We start from the raw sequence: 19,635 nt of genomic DNA on the forward strand, positions 1-19,635 counted from the left end.
AGATGCCGCGTCCGTGGGCCGCTGGTGCACGATTATGTCGTCAGAGGGCTAGGTCACGCCATAATGTGCGAATGCCTCTGTACGACGCCACCGACCGCGCCATCCTGGAGCGGCTCCAGCAGGACGGACGCATCGCCAACGTCGACCTGGCCGATGCGGTGTCACTGTCACCGTCGGCGTGCCTGCGCCGGCTGCGGGCCCTGGAGGAGACCGGGATCATCGCCGGCTACCGGGCCGAGCTGGACCGGGCCCGGCTCGGGCTGGAGCTCACCGTCTTCGTCGAGCTGAAGGCCGAACGGCACTCGCAGGAGACCTCCGAGCGGATCGAACGCGCGCTGACCGCCATCGCTGGCGTGGTGGCCTGTCACGTCATCTCCGGCCACTCGGACTTCCTGGTGGAGGTGGCGGTGCCGACCCTCGCCGCGTACGAACGGCTGCTGCTGGACCGCATCCTCGCGATCCCGTCCGTCATCGACGCGCGCAGCACTTTCGCGATCCGTACCGTCAAGAGCCGGGGACCGCTGCCGCTGGACCACCTCGCGCCGCGCCGGGACGACCGCTAGACACGCCGGCCGCTGCGGTGGCCGGTCGGCCGCCGGCGTCAGGTATCCCGGCCCACTCGGTGGGCAGGGGGTGCGTGCGCAGCAAGGTGTCCAGCAGGTGGTCGATCGTGTGCCGGGACAGCTCGGCGGCCACCGCCCGGGCCACCTCGTCGTAGACGCCCTCGAGGACCGGCCCGATGCCGTAGCCCACGGGGCATTCCTGGCTGGGCCGGTGCGGGTGCAGGGCGAAGACGGCGCCCGGCTCGACCACGGCGTACACGTCGGCCAGCGTGATCCCGGCGGCCGGCCGGCCGAGCGACCAGCCACCGCCGGGGCCGAGGCCGGCGGTGACCAGACCGGCGTCGCGCAAGGGCCCGAGGGCCCGGCGTACGGCGACCGGGTTGCTGTCCAGGCTCGCGGCGATCTGGTCGCTGGTCAGCCCCGGGTGGCCGTGCCGGCGGGCGAACGCGAGCCAGCACAGGGCATGCACGGCCACGGTGAGACGACTGTTGCCGGCCATGACCGGCCTCCCCTCATAATGAGTAACACTCATTGTTACAGAAAGGGGAACCCGTGCCGAATCAGTCGAACACCGTGGCTGCCGACCTGGCCGGCTGCGACATCGTCGAGATGCGCCGCTACACGTTGCGGCCGGGCACGTTCGACGAGCTCCAGGAGGTGTTCCAGCGGTGGCTCGTCGACGGCCAGGAGCGGTCGGGCATGCGGCTGGGCGGGCAGTTCCGGGACCGGGACGACCCGGATCGCTTCGTCTGGTTCCGCGGCTTCACGTCCATGGCGCAACGCCATGCGGCACTGGAGGACTTTTACCTCGGGCCGGTGTGGCAGGAGCATCGGGACGTCGCCAACGCCACCATGATCGACAGTGATGACGTGCTGCTGCTGCGCCCGACCGAGCCGGCCCACCGCCCGGGTCCCGCGGTCACCGCCGGAGCTCCCGGACCGACGGCCGGCCCGGCGTGGGTGATCGCTCTGGCGTGGTCGCTCCCGGCCGGCTCCGACCTGGAGCCGGCGCTGACCTCCCACGGACACGAGGTGCTCCAGCGGGCACTCGGCGTGCCGGTGGCCATGTGGCGCACCGAGCCGAGCGCCAACACGTTCCCGCGGTTGCCGGTGCGCGACGGCGATCACGTGGTAGCGCTGGCGGCCTTCGGCGATCGAGAGCAGTGGTCGCAGGCGGAGAAGCGGCTCGGCGCCGACGCCGAATGGCAGCGTCTCGGTGAGCGGCTCGGGAACGCCGGGGTGACCGCCGAGCTGATGCGTCTCGAGCCGACAGCCACGTCGCGTCATCCGCGGCCGGGGCCGGCCTGAGCCGCAGTGCGGAAACGATCCGGTGGAGCCGGCCGGGGCATGACGACCTGAGGTTCAGGCAGCCGGCTCCCCGGCCAGGTACACCACCCGCGGCCGGGCCAGGGTCGCGATGTCCCGGGTGGGGTCGCCGTCCACGAGCAGCAGATCGGCGTCGAAGCCCAGGCGGATGCGGCCCTTGCGCTCACCCAGGCCACAGACCTCCGCGGCGACCGACGTGGCCGCGGCCAGGGCAGCGGCCGGGTCGACGCCGGAGTCGACATATTCAGCGACGGTGACCGGCAGGATGCCGTGCGGTTTGGCCGGGCCGATCCCGGCGTCCGAGCCGGCCACGAGACGCACCCCGGCCCTATACAGCCGCGCCACCCCGTTCTGGAGGCCGGCCTGGGTGAGGCCGGCGCGCTCGGCCATGGCCAGCACGGCCGGCGGCACCACCACGGCGGGATCCGAGCCGAGCGTGGCGCACACCGCGATCCCCGCCTCGGCGAGCGCGGTCGCCAGGTCGTCCTCGACCCGGGTGCCGGTGGCCGTCACGCAGGTGCAGTGCTCGATGCCGTCGACCCCGGCCCGCACCGCCTGCCGGACGGCGGCGGTGGCATGCGCGTGCGCCGTGATCGGCAAGCCGTGGTCGTGAGCTTCCCGTACGGCCGCGGCCAGCTCGTCGTCGGTGAACTGCGGCCTCGTCGTGTCCGTCCCCGGGGTGAACACGCCACCGCTTGCCATGATCTTCACCAGGTCGGCGCCCGCGGCAGCCCGCTGCCTGATCGCCGCACGGACCTCGGCCGCGCCGCTGACCTCGCCGCCCAGCGACCAGCAGTGCCCGCCGACCGTGGTCAGCGGGGCGCCCGACGCCACCACGGCGGGCAGCCCGGCAACCGCCGAGGCCCGCCAGTGCAGGACCGCATCGCGGCGGTCCCCTAGGTCTCGGACCGTGGTCACGCCCGCAGCCAGCTGGGCCCGCAACGACGCCTCGATCACCCCGGACACCTCGGCATCCGGCCGAGCGGCGAGCTGGTCGAGCGCACCCGGCCCGCTGTCCGCGCACAGGTGCACATGGGCGTCGATCAGCCCCGGCAGCAACGTGCCGTCCGGCGCTTCGGACACTGTCAGACCGTCGGGCACCGCATCCGTCCCGAACCGCACCTCAGCTATCCGGCCGCCGGACACGAGCACCACCGCGCCACCGTCGTGCATCCGTTCGCCGTCGAACACCCTCGCCACCCGAACCGCAAGCATACGAGCTCCTCCCCCATGAGTACCCGGCGCGCATCGAACACATCGAAGGAGCAGAATGCCACGCCTGGAGGAGTCAGTTCGTCGGAGGCTCACCCGGCACCGTGAACAGCGGCTGCCACGGGTCGGTCGGTTGCTGGAGTCGGCTCAGCAGCGTGATGCGCTGGTTGAGTGGGGGTGCCGCTCGGCGGGGTTCTTTCTCGGGCGGCCTGTTCCGGTGGAGCGGGCGCTCAGGGACGCTGCCAGCCGCTGACCTTCGGGGGCAGCTCAGCTTCAGCGGTGAGCAGCCGCACGCGGCCTCGCTTTCCACGGCGAGGCGCCGCGCATGGCCTCAGCGTTCAACGGCGAGGCACCGCGCATGGCCTCAGCCTTGAACGGCGAGGCACCGCCCGTGGCCTCAGCGTTCAACGGCGAGGCACCGCCCGTGGCCTCAGCCTTGAACGGCGAGGCACCGCCCGTGGCCTCAGCATTCAACGGCGAGGCACCGCCCGTGGCCTCAGCCTTAAACGGCGAGGCACCGCGCGTGGCGTCAGCTTTCGGCGGTGAGGTGCCGTCTGGTGCGCCGCTTGGTGAGATACGGCAGCGCGAACAGATACAGGCCGGAGAACAGCAGCAGCGCCAGCGGAAGGAGCGGCACGTAGGACACCCACACCACCGGGTCCTCCTGCGCGAGCGCGACGAAAGTGACGATGACCGTCACCGTGAAGGCAATGGCGAGCCAGCGGTGGAACTGCCGGATCCACTTGTTCATGGGGACCTCCTCCTGAAGTGGCTGACCCCAACGTGCGGCTGACCGCCGCGATGGGATCTCACGGCGGTCACGCTATTTGTCGTGCGGTGGCGGCCGCTTCTCGATTCCTGACCGGTTCCGGCGCGCACGACCCACGCCGGGCGCTGAGCACCCGGCGTGGGTTCGCCTGATCAGGCTGACCGCAGGACGATGTTGCCGAACTGCGAGGTTTCCTGGTCCACCCCGATGACGCCGCGCCGGTCGATGCCGATGACCGTGAACGCGATGTCGGTGGCCGGCTCGGGGAACAGCGTGGTCTGCCCCTTGCGCCAGCGGAACGGCACCGCGAAGCTCTGCGGGTCCGCCCACGTGTAACCGGTGACGTCGCCACGCTCGTTGATGTCCATGGCCCCGCCCACGTGCCCGGTCAGACCGATGTCGAGCATCCGGCCGGCCCGCCAGAGCACCGGCCGCGAGTCACCGGTGCCGAAGGTGGCGGCGCCGGTCATCATCCCGGCCTCGTTGAGGTCCTCGACCCGGCCGGCCGTGGCGGCCGTACCGGCCAGCAGATCGGTCATCCGGCCACGCTGCCAGAGGAACGGATGGTCACCGGCGGATCCGGCGACCGCGCTGGTGCCGGCCACCTGACCCCGGTCGTTGATCGCCACCGGCGTGCTGCTGCCGCCACCCAGGGTGCCCAACTCGGTCATCCGTCCCCGCTGCCACAGCACCGCCCGCTCGGTGGAGACGCCGGGCGTGGTGAGGACACCGATGACCTGACCCCGGTTGTTGATCCCGACGGCCCGGCTGTCCATTCCCTTCGGAGTCGCCAGCATGGTCATCCGTCCGCGTGCCCACACGAAGGCGCGGGTGGTGTCGTTGCCGTCGGTCGCGGTGCCGGCGACCTGGTCGCGCTCGTTGACGACGGTCGCCCCGAACGAGGTCCCGGCGGGCCGCTTCAGATAGCTGACGGACCGGCCACGCCACAGGAACAGTCCACCCTCGACACCCCCGACGATGTGCCCCTTCTCGTTGATGTCGCCGGCGGTGGCACCCTTGACGGGCAGGGCGGTGGGGGTACGCCGGCCGTGCCACCACACCACGGCCCGGTAGTTGTCCGCGGCGTCGACGCTGGCGCCGATGATGTCGCCACGCTCGTTCATGGCGGTGGCGAACGAACCCACGCCACCCAACGAGCGCAGCTGGATCAGCCGCCCCGTGCCGGCGGCGGGTGGCGCGGCCGCGGTCGCCATGGACGGGACAGCAGCGGCCGCCAGCACCACGGTGCCGGCGGTCAGGACGAGACTCAGTCTTCGGATCGCGTACAAGGTCGGCTCCTCGGTCGGTGGCCATGTCACCTTGTTCGTCACCGCCGGCGGCGGTTCTGTTCACGGAACGCTCTGTCGCTTCGCCGACTCAGCGGACCGGGACCCTGGGTCAGTCGTCGAAGGCGTGCCTTCCGCAGCCGGGTTGGCGTCGATGTAGGCGCCGCGGCTCGTCGCACGGTCGATCAGGCGGCGCACGCCGCCTTCGTCGGCCGCGACCGTACGGAGCCGGGACGCCAGCCGCCGGGACGCCGGGACGCCGGGGCGCCGGGACGCCGGGACGCCGGGGCGCCGGGACGCCGAGGCGTCCGGTCCCGGCGGCGTTCCTGGCGGCCGGATGCGCAGCCAGTTCGGGGTCGGACCCGGCGCACCTGGCCCGGCCGCGGCCGAGGGCCTGCTCGGCTCGATCAGAGGTCGTAGCCGCCGGAGACCTCGATGTTCTGTGCCGTGATCCAGCGGCCGTCCTCGCCGAGCAGGGTGGCGATCACCATGGCGACGTCGTCGGGCTCACCGATGCGGCCGAGAGCGGTCTTGGCCGCGAGAGCCGGGATGACCTCCGGGTACGCCTCGAAGGCCGCGACCCCGGAGGAGTCGGAGAGCCGGGTCCGCGTGGGGCCGGGCGAAACGGCGTTGACCCGGATGCCCCGCGGCGCGAACTCCTTGGCCAGGTAGCGGGTCAGCACGTTCAGGCCGCCCTTCATCGTGGCGTACGCGGAGAAGCCGGCATCCACCAGCCCGGTCGGCAGCGCCGAGTTGCTGCTCACGTTGACGATGGCGCCGCCGTCGGTCAGGAGCGGCAGCAAGGTCTGGGTCATGAAGTACGGTCCCTTGAGCAGCACTCGCATGAACTGGTCGAACAGTTCCTCGGTGGTGTCCTCGAACATGGACATCCCACCGAACCCGGCGTTGTTGACCAGGTAGTCGAACGTCTCCCGCTGCCAGGTGTCGCGCAGAGCGGCCACGACCTGCTCACGGAACGCCGGGAACGTCTCGCTGCGGCCGATGTCGAGCCGCAGGGCGACGGCGGTGCCACCCTCCTTCTCGATCGCGGCGACCGTGTCCCGCGCGCCGGCCTCGTTGCCGCTGTAGGTGAGGATGACGTCCGTCCCCCGCTTGGCCAGCTGGATCGCTGTGTTCTGCCCGATGCCCGAGCTGGCGCCGATGACGATGGCGACCTTCATGCTGTGCCCACCTGTTCATTCGTGGAGCCGTGTTCGGCTTCCTGCGATCTCGATGGATCCATCACACCATCGTGAGCAGCTCGAACAGTAGAGTGATGCTCCCGTACCCTTGCCTGATCCTCTTCTTGTGAGGAGTGCGGCGGGATGCTCTAATCGCAGTGTGCCCCTCGACGAACTGCGCGCCCTGCTGGCCCGCCATGCCCGCGAAGACGGGACCACCCCCATCGACGGTGTGCTGATCGGCCGGGCCGAACAGGCTTTCCAGTCGTCCACCTCGATGTCCGGCATGGTGCTGGCCCTGGTCGCCCAGGGCGCGAAGATGCTCGCGCTGGGCGACCGGGTGTACGAGTACCGCGCCGGGCAGTACCTGATCGCCTCGGTCGACCTGCCGGTCACCGGTTACTACACCGAGGCCAGCCCCGAACGGCCGGCGCTCGGCTTCGGCCTCGTCCTGCAACCGTCGGCGATCGCCCAGCTGCTGCTCGACGCACCGCCCGGCGACCTGCCCCGGGCCCCCGGCGGCGGCACACCGTCCGCGATGGCCGTCAGCGACGCACCACCCGAGCTCATCGACGCGGCCGTCCGGATGCTGCGCCTGCTCGACCGGCCCCGCGACATCCCGGTGCTGGCCCCGCTGATCGCCCGGGAGATCCTGTGGCGGCTCATCACGGGCGAGCAGGGCGCCACGGTACGCCAGCTCGGCCTGGCCGACAGCAGCCTGGCCCACGTGGCCCGCGCGGTGCGATGGATCCGCGACAACTACCGCGAATCGTTCCGCGTGCAGGACGTGGCCCGGATGTCCGGCATGAGCGTGTCCGCGTTCTACCGCAACTTCCAGGCGGTCACCGCGATGAGCCCGATCCAGTTCCAGAAGCAGTTCCGGCTCCAGCAGGCCCGGCTCCTGCTGGCGACCCAGCCGGGCGATGTCACGGCGGTCAGCCACCAGGTGGGCTATGACAGCCCGTCGCAGTTCAGCCGCGAATACCGCCGCCAGTTCGGCGCTCCACCGAGCCAGGACGCCGCCCGCCTCCGTGGCTCCACACAGCCTTCCGAGCTGTCCATGCCCTGATCTGTCCAGCGCTGACCTGTCCGTTCCGACGCTCGGCCCGGGCAGCCGCGGTCGGCGAGCAGGTGCGGGCATCCCGGGAAATCACGCCGAGGCCGTCCTGCCCGGACCGCATTGCGGCGGTGGCCCCGCTCCCTGAGCGGCCGCCTCCGGAAGTCACGGCTTTCCGAGCGGCTTCTCGGCCATCCTTCCCCCGACGAGCCGGTGCTCCGGCAGGGTCAGGTCCGGCTCCCCCACCGTGGCTGCCCACGGCTCCGCGTCGTCGCGCGGTTCGTAGCCGATCGCCTGGCCGCCCGCCTGCGACCACCACCGCCGGGTGTTCGCCGAGACTCCCCACACCAGCCGCCACCCGGTCGCCGTGAGGGACGCCTCCACCAGCCGGGCCACGTCATCGGGCGAGAGCCACACCGACAGGTCACGCGGGTCGCCGGGCTGCTCGGTGCACGAGCCGATCCGCAGGCAGCTGACGTGCAGGCCGTACCGGTCGTGGTAGAGCCGGCCCAGCGCCTCCATGGCCGCCTTGCTCCAGCCGTAGTACGAGTCCGGCCGCGGCGGCACGTCGTCGGCCAGGCCTTCCGGGCCGGCCTCGGCACGGTCGTACAGCCCGACCGCGTGGTTGCTCGACGCCAGCACCACCCGCGGCACCCCGGTGTCGTGCGCGGCCTGCAGCACCCGCTCGGTGCCGCGCACGTTGACCGCCAGCACGTCCTCGAACGGCCCCTCGCCGGCGATCCCGCCCAGGTGTACCACCGCGTCGACGCCCCGGCACGCCCGCTCGACGGCGGCCGCGTCGGTGACATCCAGCGCCTCGACCCCTTCGCCGGCCCGCACGTCGGTCAGGCGCAGCTCGTGGCGGCCCAGTCGCCGGCGAAGCATGTGCCCGATGGAGCCGGACGCGCCGGTCAGGAGGATCACTGCCATGGCCGAGGTGTGCCCACCCGACGCCATCCCATGCCAGGTCCAGAAAGACCGCCAGATCCGGGAAACGCACCGGACCCAGCACGACCAGCGGGGCGTAGATTTCGGTCGTGGCCACCTTCGTCCTGATCCACGGTGCCGGCGACGTCGGCTGGTACTGGCACCTGGTCGAGGCTGAGCTACGAGCCCTCGGCCACGACACCGTCGCCCCCGACCTGCCCTGCGATGACGACTCCGCCGGCCTGCCCGACTACGTGGACGCGGTGGTCCACACGATCGGTGACCGCGGCGACCTGATCGTGGTCGCCCAGTCAGCCGGCGGTTTCGTCGCCCCGCTCGTCTGCGAGCGGGTGGCGGCGCGCCTGCTCGTGCTGGTCGCGCCCATGATCCCCGCCCCGGGTGAGGCACCCGCCGACTACTGGGAGCACACCGGCTACAGCGACGAGGTCACCGGCCGATACGACGACGAGATTGCCCTTTTCTACCACGATGTCCCACCGGGGCTGGCCGCCGAGGCCCTCCGCCGGGGCCGCCGCCAGTCCGAGACCCGGATGGGTGAACCGTCGCCGCTGAAGGCCTGGCCCGCCGTACCCACCCGGGTGCTGATCTGCCGTGACGACCGGCTGCTCCCGCCCGGCTATCTTCGCCGCGTCGCCCGGGAACGCCTGGCCATCATCCCGGACGAGATCGACGGTGGACACACCCCGGCGCTGAGCCGTCCCCGTGAGCTGGCGGAACGCCTGGCGTCGTACGGGTGATCAGCGGCGGACGGCGGCCACAGCGCCGTAACCGGTGGCCTCTGCCGGGCCCGGCCGCGGTCCGTCGCCCACCGGGCGCCAGTCGGACACCGAGACGATCCCCGGCTCCAGCAGGTCGAGGCCCTCGAAGAAGCGGGACACCTCGGCGAGCGTACGCGGGGAGAAGCGGGGCTTGATCCCCTCGTTGACCGCGTTCATGGCGGCGATCGTCTCCGGGTCCAGCGGGTCGAACGTCGCGTGCGACAGCACCAGATAACTGCCCGCCGGCAGCTCGTCGACCAGCCGGGCCACGATGCCGTACGGGTCCTCGGAGTCCTCGACGAAGTGCAGGACCGCCACCAGCAGCAGCGCCACCGGCTTCGACCAGTCCAGGGTCTCGCGCACCGCCGGGTCCCGCAGGATCTTCTCCGGGTCGCGCACGTCGGCGTCGATGTAGGCGGTCGCGCCCTGCTCGGAGCTGGTCAGCAGGGCCCGGGCGTGGGTGAGCACCAGCGGGTCGTTGTCCACATAGACGATGCGTGACTCCGGGGCGATGCGCTGGGCCACGTCGTGCACGTTGTTCGCGGTCGGCAGCCCGGTGCCGATGTCGAGGAACTGCCGGATGCCGATCTCGGCGGCGAGGTGGCTCACCGCGCGCTGCATGAAGGCCCGGTTCTCGCGGGCCGCCGTACGGATGTGCGGGAACACGGCGGCGATCGCCTCGGCCGCCTCGCGGTCGGCTTGGAAGTTGTCCTTGCCGCCGAGCCAGTAGTCGTACCGTCGCGCCGGGTGCGGCCTGGTCATGTCGATGCGGGACGCGCCGCTCGACCACTGCTCGTCGGTGCTCACCACGGTCTCCCGTCATCCTTGACAATGTGGCGCCGGGTCCCGCAGCAGCCTGCCCGCGAGCTCCTACCGGGCCATCGTAGTGGGCCGATCGCCCCGGCCGATCCGGCCCCACGGCTTGACCACGCTGAGCACCGTCGCGACCGTGAGGGCCGTCAGGGACACGGCCGGCGGGAAGAACAACTTGGAGACCTCATCCGGAGGTTGCGCTCCGGACCCCAGCTCCCGGCCGTACGCGGCGACGGCCGCCATGCCCGGCTCGAGCGCCACGATGATCAGTGTGCAGAGGACCACGTTCAGGACCAGCTTCACCGCCACCCACCAGTAGCGCAGCAGTCCCCACTTGGTGCCCAGCCCGAGCACGAGCCCGCTGAGCAGGCAGATCAGCCCGGCCGTGAGCATCGGCCACACCGCGAAGGCGGCCAGCGCCCGGTAGGCCAGGCCGCGCGCGTCGGCGTCCGGCCCGTAACGGCCGGTCCAGACCAGGACGGCGACCATGACGTCGATGCCGATCCAGGCGCCACCGGCGATGAGGTGCACGATCAGGACGGCCCGGCGCCACCGCCGGCCGAGGACGAAGCCGCTCCGCGCTGCGGCGGGCCGGGTCGCGGGCATCGTTGATGCTGACCTCATCAGGCTCTCCTCAGGGTCCGGTACGGCGCGGAACGGCGCCGCGGGCTCCCTGTCACGGTGCCGGATCACCGGGCCCACCGGGTACGTCGAGCGGCGGCTCCTGGCCTACGCCGCCGGCCGTAGCGACGAACCCACGCCCCCGGCCGTAGCGACCGGCCCACGCCCCCGGCCGTGCGACCGGCCCGGGCCTGCTCAGCGCGGTGCGCGGGTCAACCGGCGGGCGCGTCCAGGGCCGGCGCCACGACCGCGAACGCCTGGTCGGTCAGCTCGGCGAGGCGCCGCTCGTCGTCGCCCGGCTGCCACTGCTGGAGCACGGTGTCGAACACGACCAGGGCCATCCCGGCGGCGATGCGCGGGTAGGGGTCGGTGTCCGGGTCGAGGCCGCGGCGGGCGGCCAGCTCGGCGATCAGCCCGGCCCGCCACTGGGTCTGGCGTTCCAGCCAGCGGGCCTGCAGGGCGGGGGTGTCCAGGACCAGGCGGATCACCTTGCGGGCCCGTTCGATGTGGTCGGGATGGTCGGTGCAGGCGGCCAGCGGCACCCAGACAGCGTGGCGCAGCGCGACCGACGGCGGCTCGGCGGCGGGCCGCTCGGCCAGCGCGGCCACGATGTCGGCGCCCATGTCGGCCAGGAACCGGACGACCACGTCCTCCTTGGACGCGTAGTAGCGGTTGAAGGTGCGCCGGGACATGCCCGCGGCGGTGACGATGTCGTCGACGGTCACCGCGTCGAAGCCACGGGTGGCCAGCAGCATCAGGGCGGCGTCGCGCAACTCGTCAGCGACCAGCTGGCGCTTCCGTTCCGCCACGCTGCTGTCGGACCGAGATCGCATGGGCAGATGCTACGTCAGGCCCTTCCTGTCTGACTGCGCACAGCTTGACTCACTGTGCCATGAATAGCACAGTGAGACCTATGACTGCTGACGGGTGGACCGAGGCACAGATTCCCGACCAGAACGGCCGTACCTTTGTCGTCACCGGCGCCACGAGCGGGCTCGGCCTGGCCACCACCCGGGCGCTCGCCGCCCGCGGCGCGCGCGTGGTGCTCGCCGTACGGGATGAGGAGAAGGGCCACCGCGTGGCCGCCGGCATCGCGGCGGCGCGGCCCGGCGCGGAGCTGGAGGTACGGCGCCTCGACCTGGCCGACCCCGATTCGGTACGGGCCTTCGCTGACGCCATGCACAGCGACCACGCCCGGATCGACGTGTTGATCAACAATGCCGGGGTGATGGCCCCGCCGCGCACCCTCACTCCGCAGGGGCACGAGCTGCAGTTCGCCACCAACCACCTCGGGCACTTCGCCCTCACCGGGCTGCTGTTAGACCTGCTGCCGGCCGGCCGGGACCCGCGCGTGGTCACCGTGACCTCGGTCAACCACCGGCAGGCCCGGCCGCCCACCGACCCGGCGGGCGAACGGCGCTACTCCCCGATGGGCGCCTACAACACGTCCAAACTGGCCAACGCGATCTTCGGCCGGGAGCTGCACCGCCGGCTGACCGCGGCCGGCAGCCCGGTGCGCAGCATGATCGCCCATCCCGGTTACACCGCCACCAACCTGCAGACCAGCGCCACGACCGCGCTCTGGCGGTTCCTGCTGGGGCGGATCGGCAACCCGGTGCTGGCCCAGCCGGTCGACCGGGGCGCCCGGCCCCAGCTGTTCGCCGCCACCGACCCGGCGGCCCCGCCGGGCGAGCTCATAGCACCGGACGGGCCGGGCGAACTGCGCGGTCACCCGGCGCCGGGCCGGCTGTCGGCCACGGCGACCGACCCCGGCCACGGCCGCCGGTTGTGGGAGCTGTCCGAACAGGCCACCGGCGTACGTTTCAACGCCCTCCGGCCGTCCGCCTGACCGACCCCCGGTGTCCGGGTCCCGGGGCCACACCAGTGCCTTATACGGGCGCGACCAGGGTGCCGGGCGAGAAGACTTCGGGCTGTCAGCAGTTCGGTCCAAGGAGGTCATCATGACCAGCAGCACCCATGTCAGCGGCGAACCGCAGACCGCCGGCCCCGGCGGCACCGCTGTGGCGTACCGGCTCGAGGTCGCCGTTCTCCCGGTCGCCGACGCCGCTCGCGCCCGGGACTTCTATCTGGGGCTCGGGTGGCGGCTCGACGCCGACATCGATCCCGGCGGCGGCTACCACGCCGTGCAGCTGACCCCGCCCGGATCGGCCACCTCCATCATTCTGGGCACCGGCGTCACCACCGCCCAGCCCGGCCAGAACGGCGGGCTGCTGCTGGCGGTCGACGACATCGAGGTCGCCCGCGCGCAGCTCGTGTCCCAGGGCGTAGCGGTCAGCGAGATCTTCCACGACGCCGGCGGCAGCCTCGGTGGCGGCTTTGTCGCCGACCCCGCCGGCCACGCCAGCGGTCCGGACCCCGAGCGCCGCTCCTACGCCTCGTACGCGACGTTCGAGGACCCCGACGGCAACCGCTGGCTGCTCCAGGAGCTCACCGACCGGCTGCCGGGCCGGGTCTGAGGAACAGGTACGGGGATCCGGCGACCAGTGGGTTTCCCGGGCGCGAGCCCGGGCCCGGCCGGGCCAGAGTGAGATGACCGGCGGCGAGCCGGTTCCGTAACGGACACGGAGGGCACCTGATGGACGTCGCAACGCTGGCCGAGCTTCTGCGGGAGGCCGAGGACAACCACGGCCGGTACGAGCCGACCGCACCGAAACATCACTGGTGGGACTGGTACGCGGCCTTCGTCGTCGCCCGCGGGCAGGGCCGGAGCGCGGAAGAGGCGTACCGGGACGCCACCGCCGCCCTGGAAGGGACGCCGCGATGAGCCCCGGCTTCGACGTGATCGTGCTCGGGGCCGGCGCGCCCGGGGAGCACTGCGCCGCGGCGCTGGCCGCCGGTGGTCTGCACGTGGCCATGGTGGAGCGGGAGCTGCTCGGCGGCGAGTGCTCCTACTGGGGCTGCATCCCGTCCAAGACCTTGCTGCGGCCCGGGGAGGCGCTGGCGGGGGCCCGTCACGCCCCCGGCGCCAAGGAGGCCGTGACCGGGACCGTCGACGTGAAGTCGGCGCTGGCCTGGCGTGACTTCATGGTGTCGGACTACGACGACGCCGGCCAGGTCGCGTGGGCGCGGGGTGCCGGGATCGAAGTGATCCGCGGCCGGGGCCGGCTGGCCGGGCCGGGTGCGGTCGAGGTGGACGGGGCGACGTACACCGCCGGGCATGTCGTGGTCGCCACCGGTTCCGATCCGGCGTTCCCGTCGCTGCCCGGGCTGGCCGAGCTGCCCGGGGTGTGGACGGACCGGGAGGTCACCGGCCTCACCGAGGTGCCCCGGCGGCTGCTGGTGCTCGGCGGCGGGTCGATCGGTGTCGAGATGGCGCAGGCCGTCACCCGGCTCGGCGGGTCCGTCACGCTCGTGCAGCGCGGCGACCACCTGCTGCCGCGGGAGCCGCGGGCGCTCGGCGACCAGGTGGCGGAGGTCCTGCGGGCCGACGGCATCGAGCTGCGGCTCGGCCAGGCGCCGGCCGCCGCCCGGCTCGACGGCGACGAGTACGTACTGGCGTTCGCCGACGGCTCCGAGGTGCGCGGTGACCGCCTGCTCGTCGCGACCGGCCGGCGGCCGCGGGTCACCGACATCGGGCTCGAGACGGTCGGCATCACGCCGGACCCCCGCGGGATCGCCGTCGACGGCCGCCTCTCCGCCGGGCCGAACCTCTGGGCCATCGGGGACGTCACCGGGCTGTGGCTGCTCACCCACGTCGGCGAGTACCAGGGCCGGGTCGTCGCGTCGAACATCCTCGGCGGGCCGCGGGAGGCGCACTACGAGGCGGTACCCCGGGTGATCTTCTGCGACCCGCAGGCGGCCGCGGTCGGGGCGGCCGAGGGCGCCTTCACCGCCACGATCCCGCTCAGCGGTGTCCCCCGGACCGCGACCTACACCCGCGCCTACGACACCCAGCCGGGCTTCATCACCCTGGTGTCGGACGGCGAGCGGATCACCGGGGCCCACGCCCTGGGGCCCGAGGCCGGTGAGTGGCTCCAGCAGGTGACGCTGGCCATCCGTACGGGCACTCCGCTGCCGGTGCTGCTCGACGTCATCCAGCCGTTCCCGACGTTCTCCGAGGCCGTCTTCCAGGCCCTGCGCGACCTCGACGCGCAGATCAACCGCGCCCGGGCCGGCGCGGTGACTGTGCCCGCCGGTGAGGAGGCGTGATGGACCGCGCCGCTGTGTCCGTGGCCGTCGTCGCCAGCCGCACCGAGGCGGAGCTCATCGTAGGCCTGCTGCGCAGCCACGGTCTCCGGGCCGCCTCGGCGGCCGACGACGCCGGTGGGCAGGAGCCGCAGTTGCAGCTGCAGGGCGTACACGTGCTGGTGGCCGCCGCCGACGAGGCGGCGGCCCGCCGGCTGCTCGCCGAAGTCGGCTGAGTCGCTAGAGTTGCAGGCGTTGCGCAATCGCGTCCGCCCGGAGAGATTCCGCCCGGAGATGAGGAGCACTGATGGCCACCACGATGACCGGAGCTTCCGTTCGCCCCTTCGTGACCGCGGACGCCGGCTGCTAGAGCCGCGCGGGTAGCAGCACAGCACAGCACCCATCCCGGTCGCCGGGGCGAGGTGACACCTGTCACCGGCCCGTGGCGCTGTCTGGCGTCTCCGTTCGCCTTTCCGGGAGTTCCGCTGTGTCCGCTCGTCCTGTCCCCCGCAACGTCCGCCTGCTGAGCTGGTTCAACTTCTGCGGCGACTTCCGCCTGTACGGGCCCATCATGGTCCTCTACTTCGCGCAGGTCACCGGCTCGTACACCGCCGCCGCCAGCCTCCTGGCGGTGAAGATGCTGTCCTCGGCAGCGTTCGAGGTCCCGACCGGGGTGCTCTCCGACCGCCTCGGCCGGCGCGGCACCATGATCGCCGGTGCGGTCGTCATGGTGGCCGCTCATGCCGGGTACGCCGCCGCTCCGGGCTACGGCCTCCTCCTCGCCGCCGTCGTGCTGGAGGGACTGGCCACCGCACTGTGGAGCGGCAACAACGAGGCCCTGCTCTTCGACACGCTGCTCGAAGCCGGCCGGGAGGAGGAGTTCCCCCGGCACTCGGGCCGGGTGAACTCGATGTTCCAGCTCGCGCTCGCCCTGGCGGCGGCCGTGGGTGGCGTGGTCGGCGGCGCGTGGTCCCTGCGCGGGGTGGTCGTGCTGTCGGTCCTGCCGCAAATCCTGTGCGTCTTCATCGCCTGGCGGGTCCAGGAACCGCGGGTGCACGGCCCGCTGGAGTCGACCGTGCTCGTGCATCTCGGATCGGCCCTGCGCGGCGTCCGCGGTAACCCGGTGCTCCGCCGGATGACCCTGGTATCGGCGCTCCGGTACAGCAGCGAGAGCGCGGCGCAGTTGTCGCCGGTTTTCGTGGCCGGGCTGTGGCCGCTCTGGGCGCTGGGCCTGTGGCGCACCTTCGGCCACGCCGTGGCCTTCGCCGGCTTCCGCGTCAGTGGCCGGGTGATCAGCCGGCTGGGGGCGACCCGCACGCTGCTGTCCGGCGAGCTGTTCGACACCGCGGCGAACGTCGTGGCGCTGGTCAAGCCGACGGTGTTCTCACCGGTGCTGCTGGGGTCGCCGGCCTACGGCATGTCCACGATCGCCCAGCAGACGCTGCTGCAGCGGGAGTTCACCGACCGGGAACGCGCGACGATGGGTTCGCTCGCGTCGCTGCTCGGCAGCGTGCTGTACGCGCTGGTCGCGCTGGGAGCCGGGCTGGTGGCCGACCGCTGGGGCATCGTGGCGGCGTTGCTCACGATCCAGGCGGTGGTGCTGATCGCCCTTCCCCTCGCCTGGTGGGTGCACACGCACGCTTCACGGCTCCCGCCGGTCGGGAGGCGGTGATGGACGGCGCACCGACCACGACCAGGTCTACATCACCGGCGGGCCCAGCTCGCCGCCGGCGACGCGATCTCGGTGATCGACACCCACACGCTCAAGGAGACCGACCGCTACAGCACCGGCGCGCGGACGTGCCCCACCCACCTCGTACAGGTCGGCGAGCTGCTCTGGTTCGGCGGCTGCGACGGCACCTGGAGCGGCGGCGTGGGCCGGGTGAAGTTCCCGGAACCGGTGGAGCCCGACCCGTCAGCGTCCCCGTCCGCGTCACCGACCCCGAGCACGCCGCCCAAGCCCACCATCGACCTCAACACCCAGGGCGACGTCCGCTTCCAGCGACCCCCCTGGCTCGCCGCCCACGACGATGCCGCCGGTCTGCTGGTCGCCGCGCAGCTCAACCTCAGCTTGTCCACGGTGTACGTCTACGACCGCCTCCGTGTCACGTGCCCCGGCGGCTGTTCAGCAGCAGTGACACCTGCAGGATGCCGCAGCTGAGCAGGGCGGCCGCCGGGTGCAGGTCGATGCTGTGCTCGGTCAGGTGCCGGCTGATGGCCGCGGCGATCTCCGCGTCGGCGTACGGGGTGATCGCCAGCAACGCCGGGCCGCCGGCGTCGACCGCCAGCGACGGATCGGCGTGCAGCAGGGTGCGCAGCGCCGTACCGACGTGCGGCCAGGTCGCCGCGGCCGCGGCGAGGAAGATCAGTCCCCGGCCGGCGTGGCCGGGGACCCGACCGGCTTCCCGGGCGAAGACGTCGGTGAGGGAGCTGCCGCACCAGGGGTCGGCCAGGCTGTCCGGCTGATCGGTACGCAGAGTGAGCCCGATGAAGTCCTCGGCGAGACGATCGGGGTACAGCGGTTCCAGGACCGTCCCGGCGGTCGTGGGTGGATAGCAGCGCGCGTGGGCGTCGAGGATCTGCTGGGCGCTCAGGCCGGCGGTCCCGGGCAGCCCGCTGCGGGCGAGGAGGGCGGCGCCGGCGGGCTGGGGCAGGCCACCGGTAATGCAGGCGATGAAGACCGCCCGCGCGGCCGTGGTGGACCGGTGTTCGCCGTGCAGCACGGTCCAGTAGTGACATTCGCGGTTGAGCAGATACCGCGACAGGTCCCGCGCGCCTCGCGGGGCGAGCTGGTCCTGGGCGTTCGCGTCGACGACGGCGAGCGCGGCCATGTGCACGGTCAGCACCGATCCGTAGGCGCGGTCCGCGGGACCGCCGGGGACGGCGAATGCCGTCGACGCGGGCAGCCCGTAGATCTCGGCGAAGCGCCGGCAGGCCGCCTCGAACAGTGCCTGCCGTTCGGCGCCGGTACCGGCCAGCGGCTCCAGCGGCACCGGTACGCCCGTGATGATCCCGAGTTTGTCGCAGATCGAGTCGGCCACCGACCACCAGCTCAGTGACCGGGCCAGCAGGAGCACCCGCAGCGGGCCGGGGTGCCGGGCGTACCGGGCGAGCAGCGACTGCAGATGGGTCAACGGCCACCGCTCGGCGTAATCCACGACGATCAGCAGGGGATCGTCGCCGGCCACGGTGAGCGGTGCTCCGCCGCCCGGGGTGTCGGTGCGGTGCCGGGCCCAGCCGACCGTCCAGCCGGCCGCGGCGGCGTGCTCGGCGGCCCGCGCGGCGAGCCGGGTCTTGCCTTCGCCACCGGCGGCGTAGAGGAGCCGGGCCGCCCGCCGCGGCCCGCGGTCACGCCAGGCCGCCAGCTCGTCGAGCTCCCGGGTCCGGCCACTGAACGGGATCACCCGGCGGCGGGCGTTGAGCAGCTTGCTGGGCTGCTCCCGCAACGCGGCGAGATCCGCGAACTCATGGGGCAGCTCGGGCGGTGGCGTCTCGACGGTGAACATCGGGCCGTCACCGCCGTACACGTGGGTGGTGATCGGGGCGTGCACGTCCCCGCCGACACTGACCGCACCGGGTCCGGCCGCGCAGGCCGCCCGGCCGCGATCGGGCGTCACTGCCACAACTGGACGTCGGTCCGGATGGCCGCAGTGCTCGCGCCACCGACGACGACCGATGCGGGCCCGCTCGCGCCGGGTGGGGCCGGGCCGGCGAACCGGGTGCTCACTTCCGCGTTGTTGTCACCGCCGACCACGACGGCCCCGGGACCGGCGGCGCTCACCGGAGGTGCGCCGGAACCGGGTGGCGCGACCACGTACTGCCAGCACAGTGCCACCACGGCGAGCACGGCACAGACAGCGCTGGCGATCTTGTCGGCCGTGTCCAGGCCGGTCGCGGCGAACAGCACCACGAGCCCGAGGACCAGCAACCCGGCCACGACGCATCCGGCGCGCCGGCTGAACTCCATCACGGCACACATTAGAAGGCCGCCACGCGGCTGAGCCAAGGCCGGTCACCCCATCGTGGCCCGCTCAGCCCGGCGGGCCCCGGACGGCGAGACGGGCGAGTTGCGGCAACAGCCACGGTGCGATGTGCCGGCGTACGCCCTCGGGGGTGAAGTGCAGGCCGTCGCTGCGGATCCGTACGCCCCCGGCCCGCCAGGTGAACTCGCCGCCCGGGCAGACCCAGCGGTTGAGGTCGAGGACCACGCCGTGGTGGCGGCCGGCCGCGTCGCGCAGCAGGGCGTTCCACGCGTCGACCCGTTGCGCCTGGTCCTCCGGCCACAGTCCACCGTCCGGCCGCTCCGCCCGCCGGGTGTACGGCGCGGTAAGCAGGACCGGCAGCGCACCCCGCTCGGTGACGATGCCGATCGCCAGGTCCAGCTCCTTGCGCAGGTACGCGTCGTAGTCCCGCTGGCCGACGTGCCGGTACCGGCCGCCGAGCTTGCGGTCCATCAGCTCCCAGCGGTCCAGCAGGATGACCGCCACATCCGGGTCGTCCTTGCGCACGTTCTTGCGCCAACGCCGGTCCCAGGTGTCGCAGCCGGGATAGGTGGTGTGCGCGAAGCCGATGTAGCGGATCTCCGGCAGCCGGGCGATGCCGCAGCCCTGCACACCGCGGGTCTCGACGTCCAGCTTGCTCTGCCGCGGCAGGTAGGTGCCGAGCGTCCAGGCGACGGAGTCACCGAAGATGCTGATCCGGGGCTTGTCCCCGGGGCGGCGGCCGGGGCGCCGGATGGGTGGCGGTGTCGTCGCCCGCACGCGCGGCACCCGCACCCGCGACTCGGCAGGGGGCACCGCCAGCGCCCGGTCCAGGTCGATGACGGGCGCGGGCGGTGGCGGCGGCCGCCGCGGCCGCCGCCACCGCACCGCCGGCCAGGGCCGGTGTCAGAGCCGGCCGGCGGAGCCGGCGCGCGTGCCGCAGCGGTCGCTCCACCAGCAGGTACGGCGGCGACC

The 19,635-nt window shown here is 72.7% G+C and carries 23 protein-coding genes; 11 read left to right on the top strand and 12 right to left on the bottom strand.

Annotated elements, in window-relative coordinates:
- The first annotated feature begins 71 nt into the window (after positions 1–71).
- Positions 72–563, top strand: a complete 492-nt coding sequence (locus ACWEOZ_RS33315; protein ID WP_451914647.1) for an Lrp/AsnC family transcriptional regulator — start codon at positions 72–74, stop codon at positions 561–563.
- Here ACWEOZ_RS33315 and ACWEOZ_RS33320 read toward each other — a convergent pair.
- Entirely contained in the window at positions 505–1,062 is a 558-nt protein-coding gene (locus tag ACWEOZ_RS33320; RefSeq protein WP_451914648.1) for an Rrf2 family transcriptional regulator, read from the bottom strand. The genes ACWEOZ_RS33315 and ACWEOZ_RS33320 overlap by 59 nt on opposite strands.
- A 53-nt stretch (positions 1,063–1,115) precedes the next feature.
- Here ACWEOZ_RS33320 and ACWEOZ_RS33325 point away from each other — a divergent pair, with 53 nt between their 5' ends.
- Complete coding sequence (locus ACWEOZ_RS33325) at positions 1,116–1,871, top strand: NIPSNAP family protein (protein ID WP_451914649.1); 756 nt, start codon at positions 1,116–1,118, stop codon at positions 1,869–1,871.
- A 54-nt stretch (positions 1,872–1,925) separates the two neighbouring features.
- Here ACWEOZ_RS33325 and ACWEOZ_RS33330 read toward each other — a convergent pair whose 3' ends face one another.
- The 4 genes from ACWEOZ_RS33330 to ACWEOZ_RS33345 form a co-directional block, all read right to left on the bottom strand.
- On the bottom strand, positions 1,926–3,104 hold the full coding sequence (locus ACWEOZ_RS33330; protein ID WP_451914650.1) for an amidohydrolase family protein: 1,179 nt from the start codon (positions 3,102–3,104) through the stop codon (positions 1,926–1,928).
- Positions 3,105–3,630: 526 nt separating this feature from the next.
- Complete coding sequence (locus ACWEOZ_RS33335; protein ID WP_451914651.1) at positions 3,631–3,852, bottom strand: hypothetical protein; 222 nt, start codon at positions 3,850–3,852, stop codon at positions 3,631–3,633.
- 170 nt (positions 3,853–4,022) lie between these two features.
- Complete coding sequence (locus ACWEOZ_RS33340) at positions 4,023–5,159, bottom strand: hypothetical protein (RefSeq protein ID WP_451914652.1); 1,137 nt, start codon at positions 5,157–5,159, stop codon at positions 4,023–4,025.
- Between the two features lie 404 nt (positions 5,160–5,563).
- Positions 5,564–6,337 (bottom strand): SDR family NAD(P)-dependent oxidoreductase, encoded by a 774-nt coding sequence (locus ACWEOZ_RS33345; RefSeq protein ID WP_451914653.1) that lies wholly within the window; start codon positions 6,335–6,337, stop codon positions 5,564–5,566.
- Positions 6,338–6,497: 160 nt separating this feature from the next.
- Between ACWEOZ_RS33345 and ACWEOZ_RS33350 the strand changes: the two genes are divergently transcribed.
- Positions 6,498–7,406 (top strand): AraC family transcriptional regulator, encoded by a 909-nt coding sequence (locus ACWEOZ_RS33350; RefSeq protein WP_451914654.1) that lies wholly within the window; start codon positions 6,498–6,500, stop codon positions 7,404–7,406.
- Between the two features lie 153 nt (positions 7,407–7,559).
- On the opposite strand, the gene ACWEOZ_RS33355 is transcribed toward ACWEOZ_RS33350, so the two are convergent.
- On the bottom strand, positions 7,560–8,324 hold the full coding sequence (locus tag ACWEOZ_RS33355) for an NAD-dependent epimerase/dehydratase family protein (protein ID WP_451914655.1): 765 nt from the start codon (positions 8,322–8,324) through the stop codon (positions 7,560–7,562).
- 107 nt (positions 8,325–8,431) lie between these two features.
- On the opposite strand from ACWEOZ_RS33355, the gene ACWEOZ_RS33360 reads away from it, so the two are divergent.
- On the top strand, positions 8,432–9,079 hold the full coding sequence (locus tag ACWEOZ_RS33360; RefSeq protein WP_451914656.1) for an alpha/beta hydrolase: 648 nt from the start codon (positions 8,432–8,434) through the stop codon (positions 9,077–9,079).
- Here ACWEOZ_RS33360 and ACWEOZ_RS33365 read toward each other — a convergent pair whose 3' ends face one another.
- The 3 genes from ACWEOZ_RS33365 to ACWEOZ_RS33375 all read right to left on the bottom strand — a co-directional run bounded on the left by ACWEOZ_RS33365 (position 9,080) and on the right by ACWEOZ_RS33375 (position 11,367).
- Positions 9,080–9,862, bottom strand: coding sequence for an SAM-dependent methyltransferase (locus tag ACWEOZ_RS33365; protein WP_451914684.1), 783 nt, complete (start codon positions 9,860–9,862; stop codon positions 9,080–9,082).
- A 108-nt stretch (positions 9,863–9,970) separates the two neighbouring features.
- Entirely contained in the window at positions 9,971–10,537 is a 567-nt protein-coding gene (locus tag ACWEOZ_RS33370; RefSeq protein WP_451914657.1) for a hypothetical protein, read from the bottom strand.
- A 209-nt stretch (positions 10,538–10,746) separates the two neighbouring features.
- Entirely contained in the window at positions 10,747–11,367 is a 621-nt protein-coding gene (locus ACWEOZ_RS33375; protein ID WP_451914658.1) for an acyl-CoA-like ligand-binding transcription factor, read from the bottom strand.
- 80 nt (positions 11,368–11,447) lie between these two features.
- On the opposite strand from ACWEOZ_RS33375, the gene ACWEOZ_RS33380 reads away from it, so the two are divergent.
- The 7 genes from ACWEOZ_RS33380 to ACWEOZ_RS33410 all read left to right on the top strand — a co-directional run bounded on the left by ACWEOZ_RS33380 (position 11,448) and on the right by ACWEOZ_RS33410 (position 16,841).
- Positions 11,448–12,383 (top strand): oxidoreductase, encoded by a 936-nt coding sequence (locus ACWEOZ_RS33380; protein ID WP_451914659.1) that lies wholly within the window; start codon positions 11,448–11,450, stop codon positions 12,381–12,383.
- A 112-nt stretch (positions 12,384–12,495) separates the two neighbouring features.
- A complete protein-coding gene (locus ACWEOZ_RS33385; RefSeq protein WP_451914660.1) occupies positions 12,496–13,011 on the top strand; it encodes a VOC family protein in 516 nt (171 codons plus the stop codon).
- Positions 13,012–13,130: 119 nt separating this feature from the next.
- Entirely contained in the window at positions 13,131–13,319 is a 189-nt protein-coding gene (locus tag ACWEOZ_RS33390) for a hypothetical protein (RefSeq protein ID WP_451914661.1), read from the top strand.
- Positions 13,316–14,704 carry a dihydrolipoyl dehydrogenase family protein gene (locus ACWEOZ_RS33395; RefSeq protein ID WP_451914662.1) on the top strand — a complete coding sequence of 463 codons (1,389 nt, stop codon included), beginning with the start codon at positions 13,316–13,318 and terminating at the stop codon, positions 14,702–14,704. The genes ACWEOZ_RS33390 and ACWEOZ_RS33395 overlap by 4 nt, the downstream gene beginning before the upstream one ends.
- Positions 14,704–14,916: a putative signal transducing protein gene (locus ACWEOZ_RS33400; protein WP_451914663.1), complete on the top strand. Its 213-nt coding sequence runs from the start codon at positions 14,704–14,706 to the stop codon at positions 14,914–14,916. The genes ACWEOZ_RS33395 and ACWEOZ_RS33400 overlap by 1 nt, the downstream gene beginning before the upstream one ends.
- A gap of 251 nt (positions 14,917–15,167) precedes the next feature.
- A complete protein-coding gene (locus ACWEOZ_RS33405) occupies positions 15,168–16,352 on the top strand; it encodes an MFS transporter (RefSeq protein WP_451914664.1) in 1,185 nt (394 codons plus the stop codon).
- Positions 16,353–16,424: 72 nt separating this feature from the next.
- A complete protein-coding gene (locus tag ACWEOZ_RS33410) occupies positions 16,425–16,841 on the top strand; it encodes a hypothetical protein (RefSeq protein WP_451914665.1) in 417 nt (138 codons plus the stop codon).
- Here ACWEOZ_RS33410 and ACWEOZ_RS33415 read toward each other — a convergent pair.
- The 3 genes from ACWEOZ_RS33415 to ACWEOZ_RS33425 all read right to left on the bottom strand — a co-directional run bounded on the left by ACWEOZ_RS33415 (position 16,786) and on the right by ACWEOZ_RS33425 (position 19,440).
- Positions 16,786–18,297 carry a P-loop NTPase gene (locus ACWEOZ_RS33415; RefSeq protein ID WP_451914666.1) on the bottom strand — a complete coding sequence of 504 codons (1,512 nt, stop codon included), beginning with the start codon at positions 18,295–18,297 and terminating at the stop codon, positions 16,786–16,788. The two genes, ACWEOZ_RS33410 and ACWEOZ_RS33415, sit on opposite strands and share 56 nt — an antisense overlap.
- On the bottom strand, positions 18,294–18,650 hold the full coding sequence (locus ACWEOZ_RS33420; RefSeq protein ID WP_451914667.1) for a hypothetical protein: 357 nt from the start codon (positions 18,648–18,650) through the stop codon (positions 18,294–18,296). Before ACWEOZ_RS33420 ends, ACWEOZ_RS33415 begins: the two co-directional genes overlap by 4 nt.
- 61 nt (positions 18,651–18,711) lie before the next feature.
- Positions 18,712–19,440, bottom strand: coding sequence for a DUF459 domain-containing protein (locus ACWEOZ_RS33425; RefSeq protein WP_451914668.1), 729 nt, complete (start codon positions 19,438–19,440; stop codon positions 18,712–18,714).
- Positions 19,441–19,635 lie beyond the last annotated feature (195 nt).

It is taken from the genome of Actinoplanes sp. NPDC004185, assembly GCF_053603475.1.

What these genes read in the sequence shown, in the direction of transcription:
- ACWEOZ_RS33385 (WP_451914660.1), top strand. Translation starts at nt 12,496, where the DNA reads ATGACCAGCAGCACCCATGTCAGCGGCGAACCGCAGACCGCCGGCCCC.
- ACWEOZ_RS33345 (WP_451914653.1), bottom strand. Translation starts at nt 6,337, where the DNA reads ATGAAGGTCGCCATCGTCATCGGCGCCAGCTCGGGCATCGGGCAGAAC.
- ACWEOZ_RS33330 (WP_451914650.1), bottom strand. Translation starts at nt 3,104, where the DNA reads ATGCTTGCGGTTCGGGTGGCGAGGGTGTTCGACGGCGAACGGATGCAC.
- ACWEOZ_RS33380 (WP_451914659.1), top strand. Translation starts at nt 11,448, where the DNA reads ATGACTGCTGACGGGTGGACCGAGGCACAGATTCCCGACCAGAACGGC.
- ACWEOZ_RS33370 (WP_451914657.1), bottom strand. Translation starts at nt 10,537, where the DNA reads ATGAGGTCAGCATCAACGATGCCCGCGACCCGGCCCGCCGCAGCGCGG.
- ACWEOZ_RS33390 (WP_451914661.1), top strand. Translation starts at nt 13,131, where the DNA reads ATGGACGTCGCAACGCTGGCCGAGCTTCTGCGGGAGGCCGAGGACAAC.
- ACWEOZ_RS33395 (WP_451914662.1), top strand. Translation starts at nt 13,316, where the DNA reads ATGAGCCCCGGCTTCGACGTGATCGTGCTCGGGGCCGGCGCGCCCGGG.
- ACWEOZ_RS33335 (WP_451914651.1), bottom strand. Translation starts at nt 3,852, where the DNA reads ATGAACAAGTGGATCCGGCAGTTCCACCGCTGGCTCGCCATTGCCTTC.
- ACWEOZ_RS33315 (WP_451914647.1), top strand. Translation starts at nt 72, where the DNA reads ATGCCTCTGTACGACGCCACCGACCGCGCCATCCTGGAGCGGCTCCAG.
- ACWEOZ_RS33400 (WP_451914663.1), top strand. Translation starts at nt 14,704, where the DNA reads ATGGACCGCGCCGCTGTGTCCGTGGCCGTCGTCGCCAGCCGCACCGAG.
- ACWEOZ_RS33375 (WP_451914658.1), bottom strand. Translation starts at nt 11,367, where the DNA reads ATGCGATCTCGGTCCGACAGCAGCGTGGCGGAACGGAAGCGCCAGCTG.
- ACWEOZ_RS33320 (WP_451914648.1), bottom strand. Translation starts at nt 1,062, where the DNA reads ATGGCCGGCAACAGTCGTCTCACCGTGGCCGTGCATGCCCTGTGCTGG.
- ACWEOZ_RS33355 (WP_451914655.1), bottom strand. Translation starts at nt 8,324, where the DNA reads ATGGCAGTGATCCTCCTGACCGGCGCGTCCGGCTCCATCGGGCACATG.
- ACWEOZ_RS33365 (WP_451914684.1), bottom strand. Translation starts at nt 9,862, where the DNA reads ATGACCAGGCCGCACCCGGCGCGACGGTACGACTACTGGCTCGGCGGC.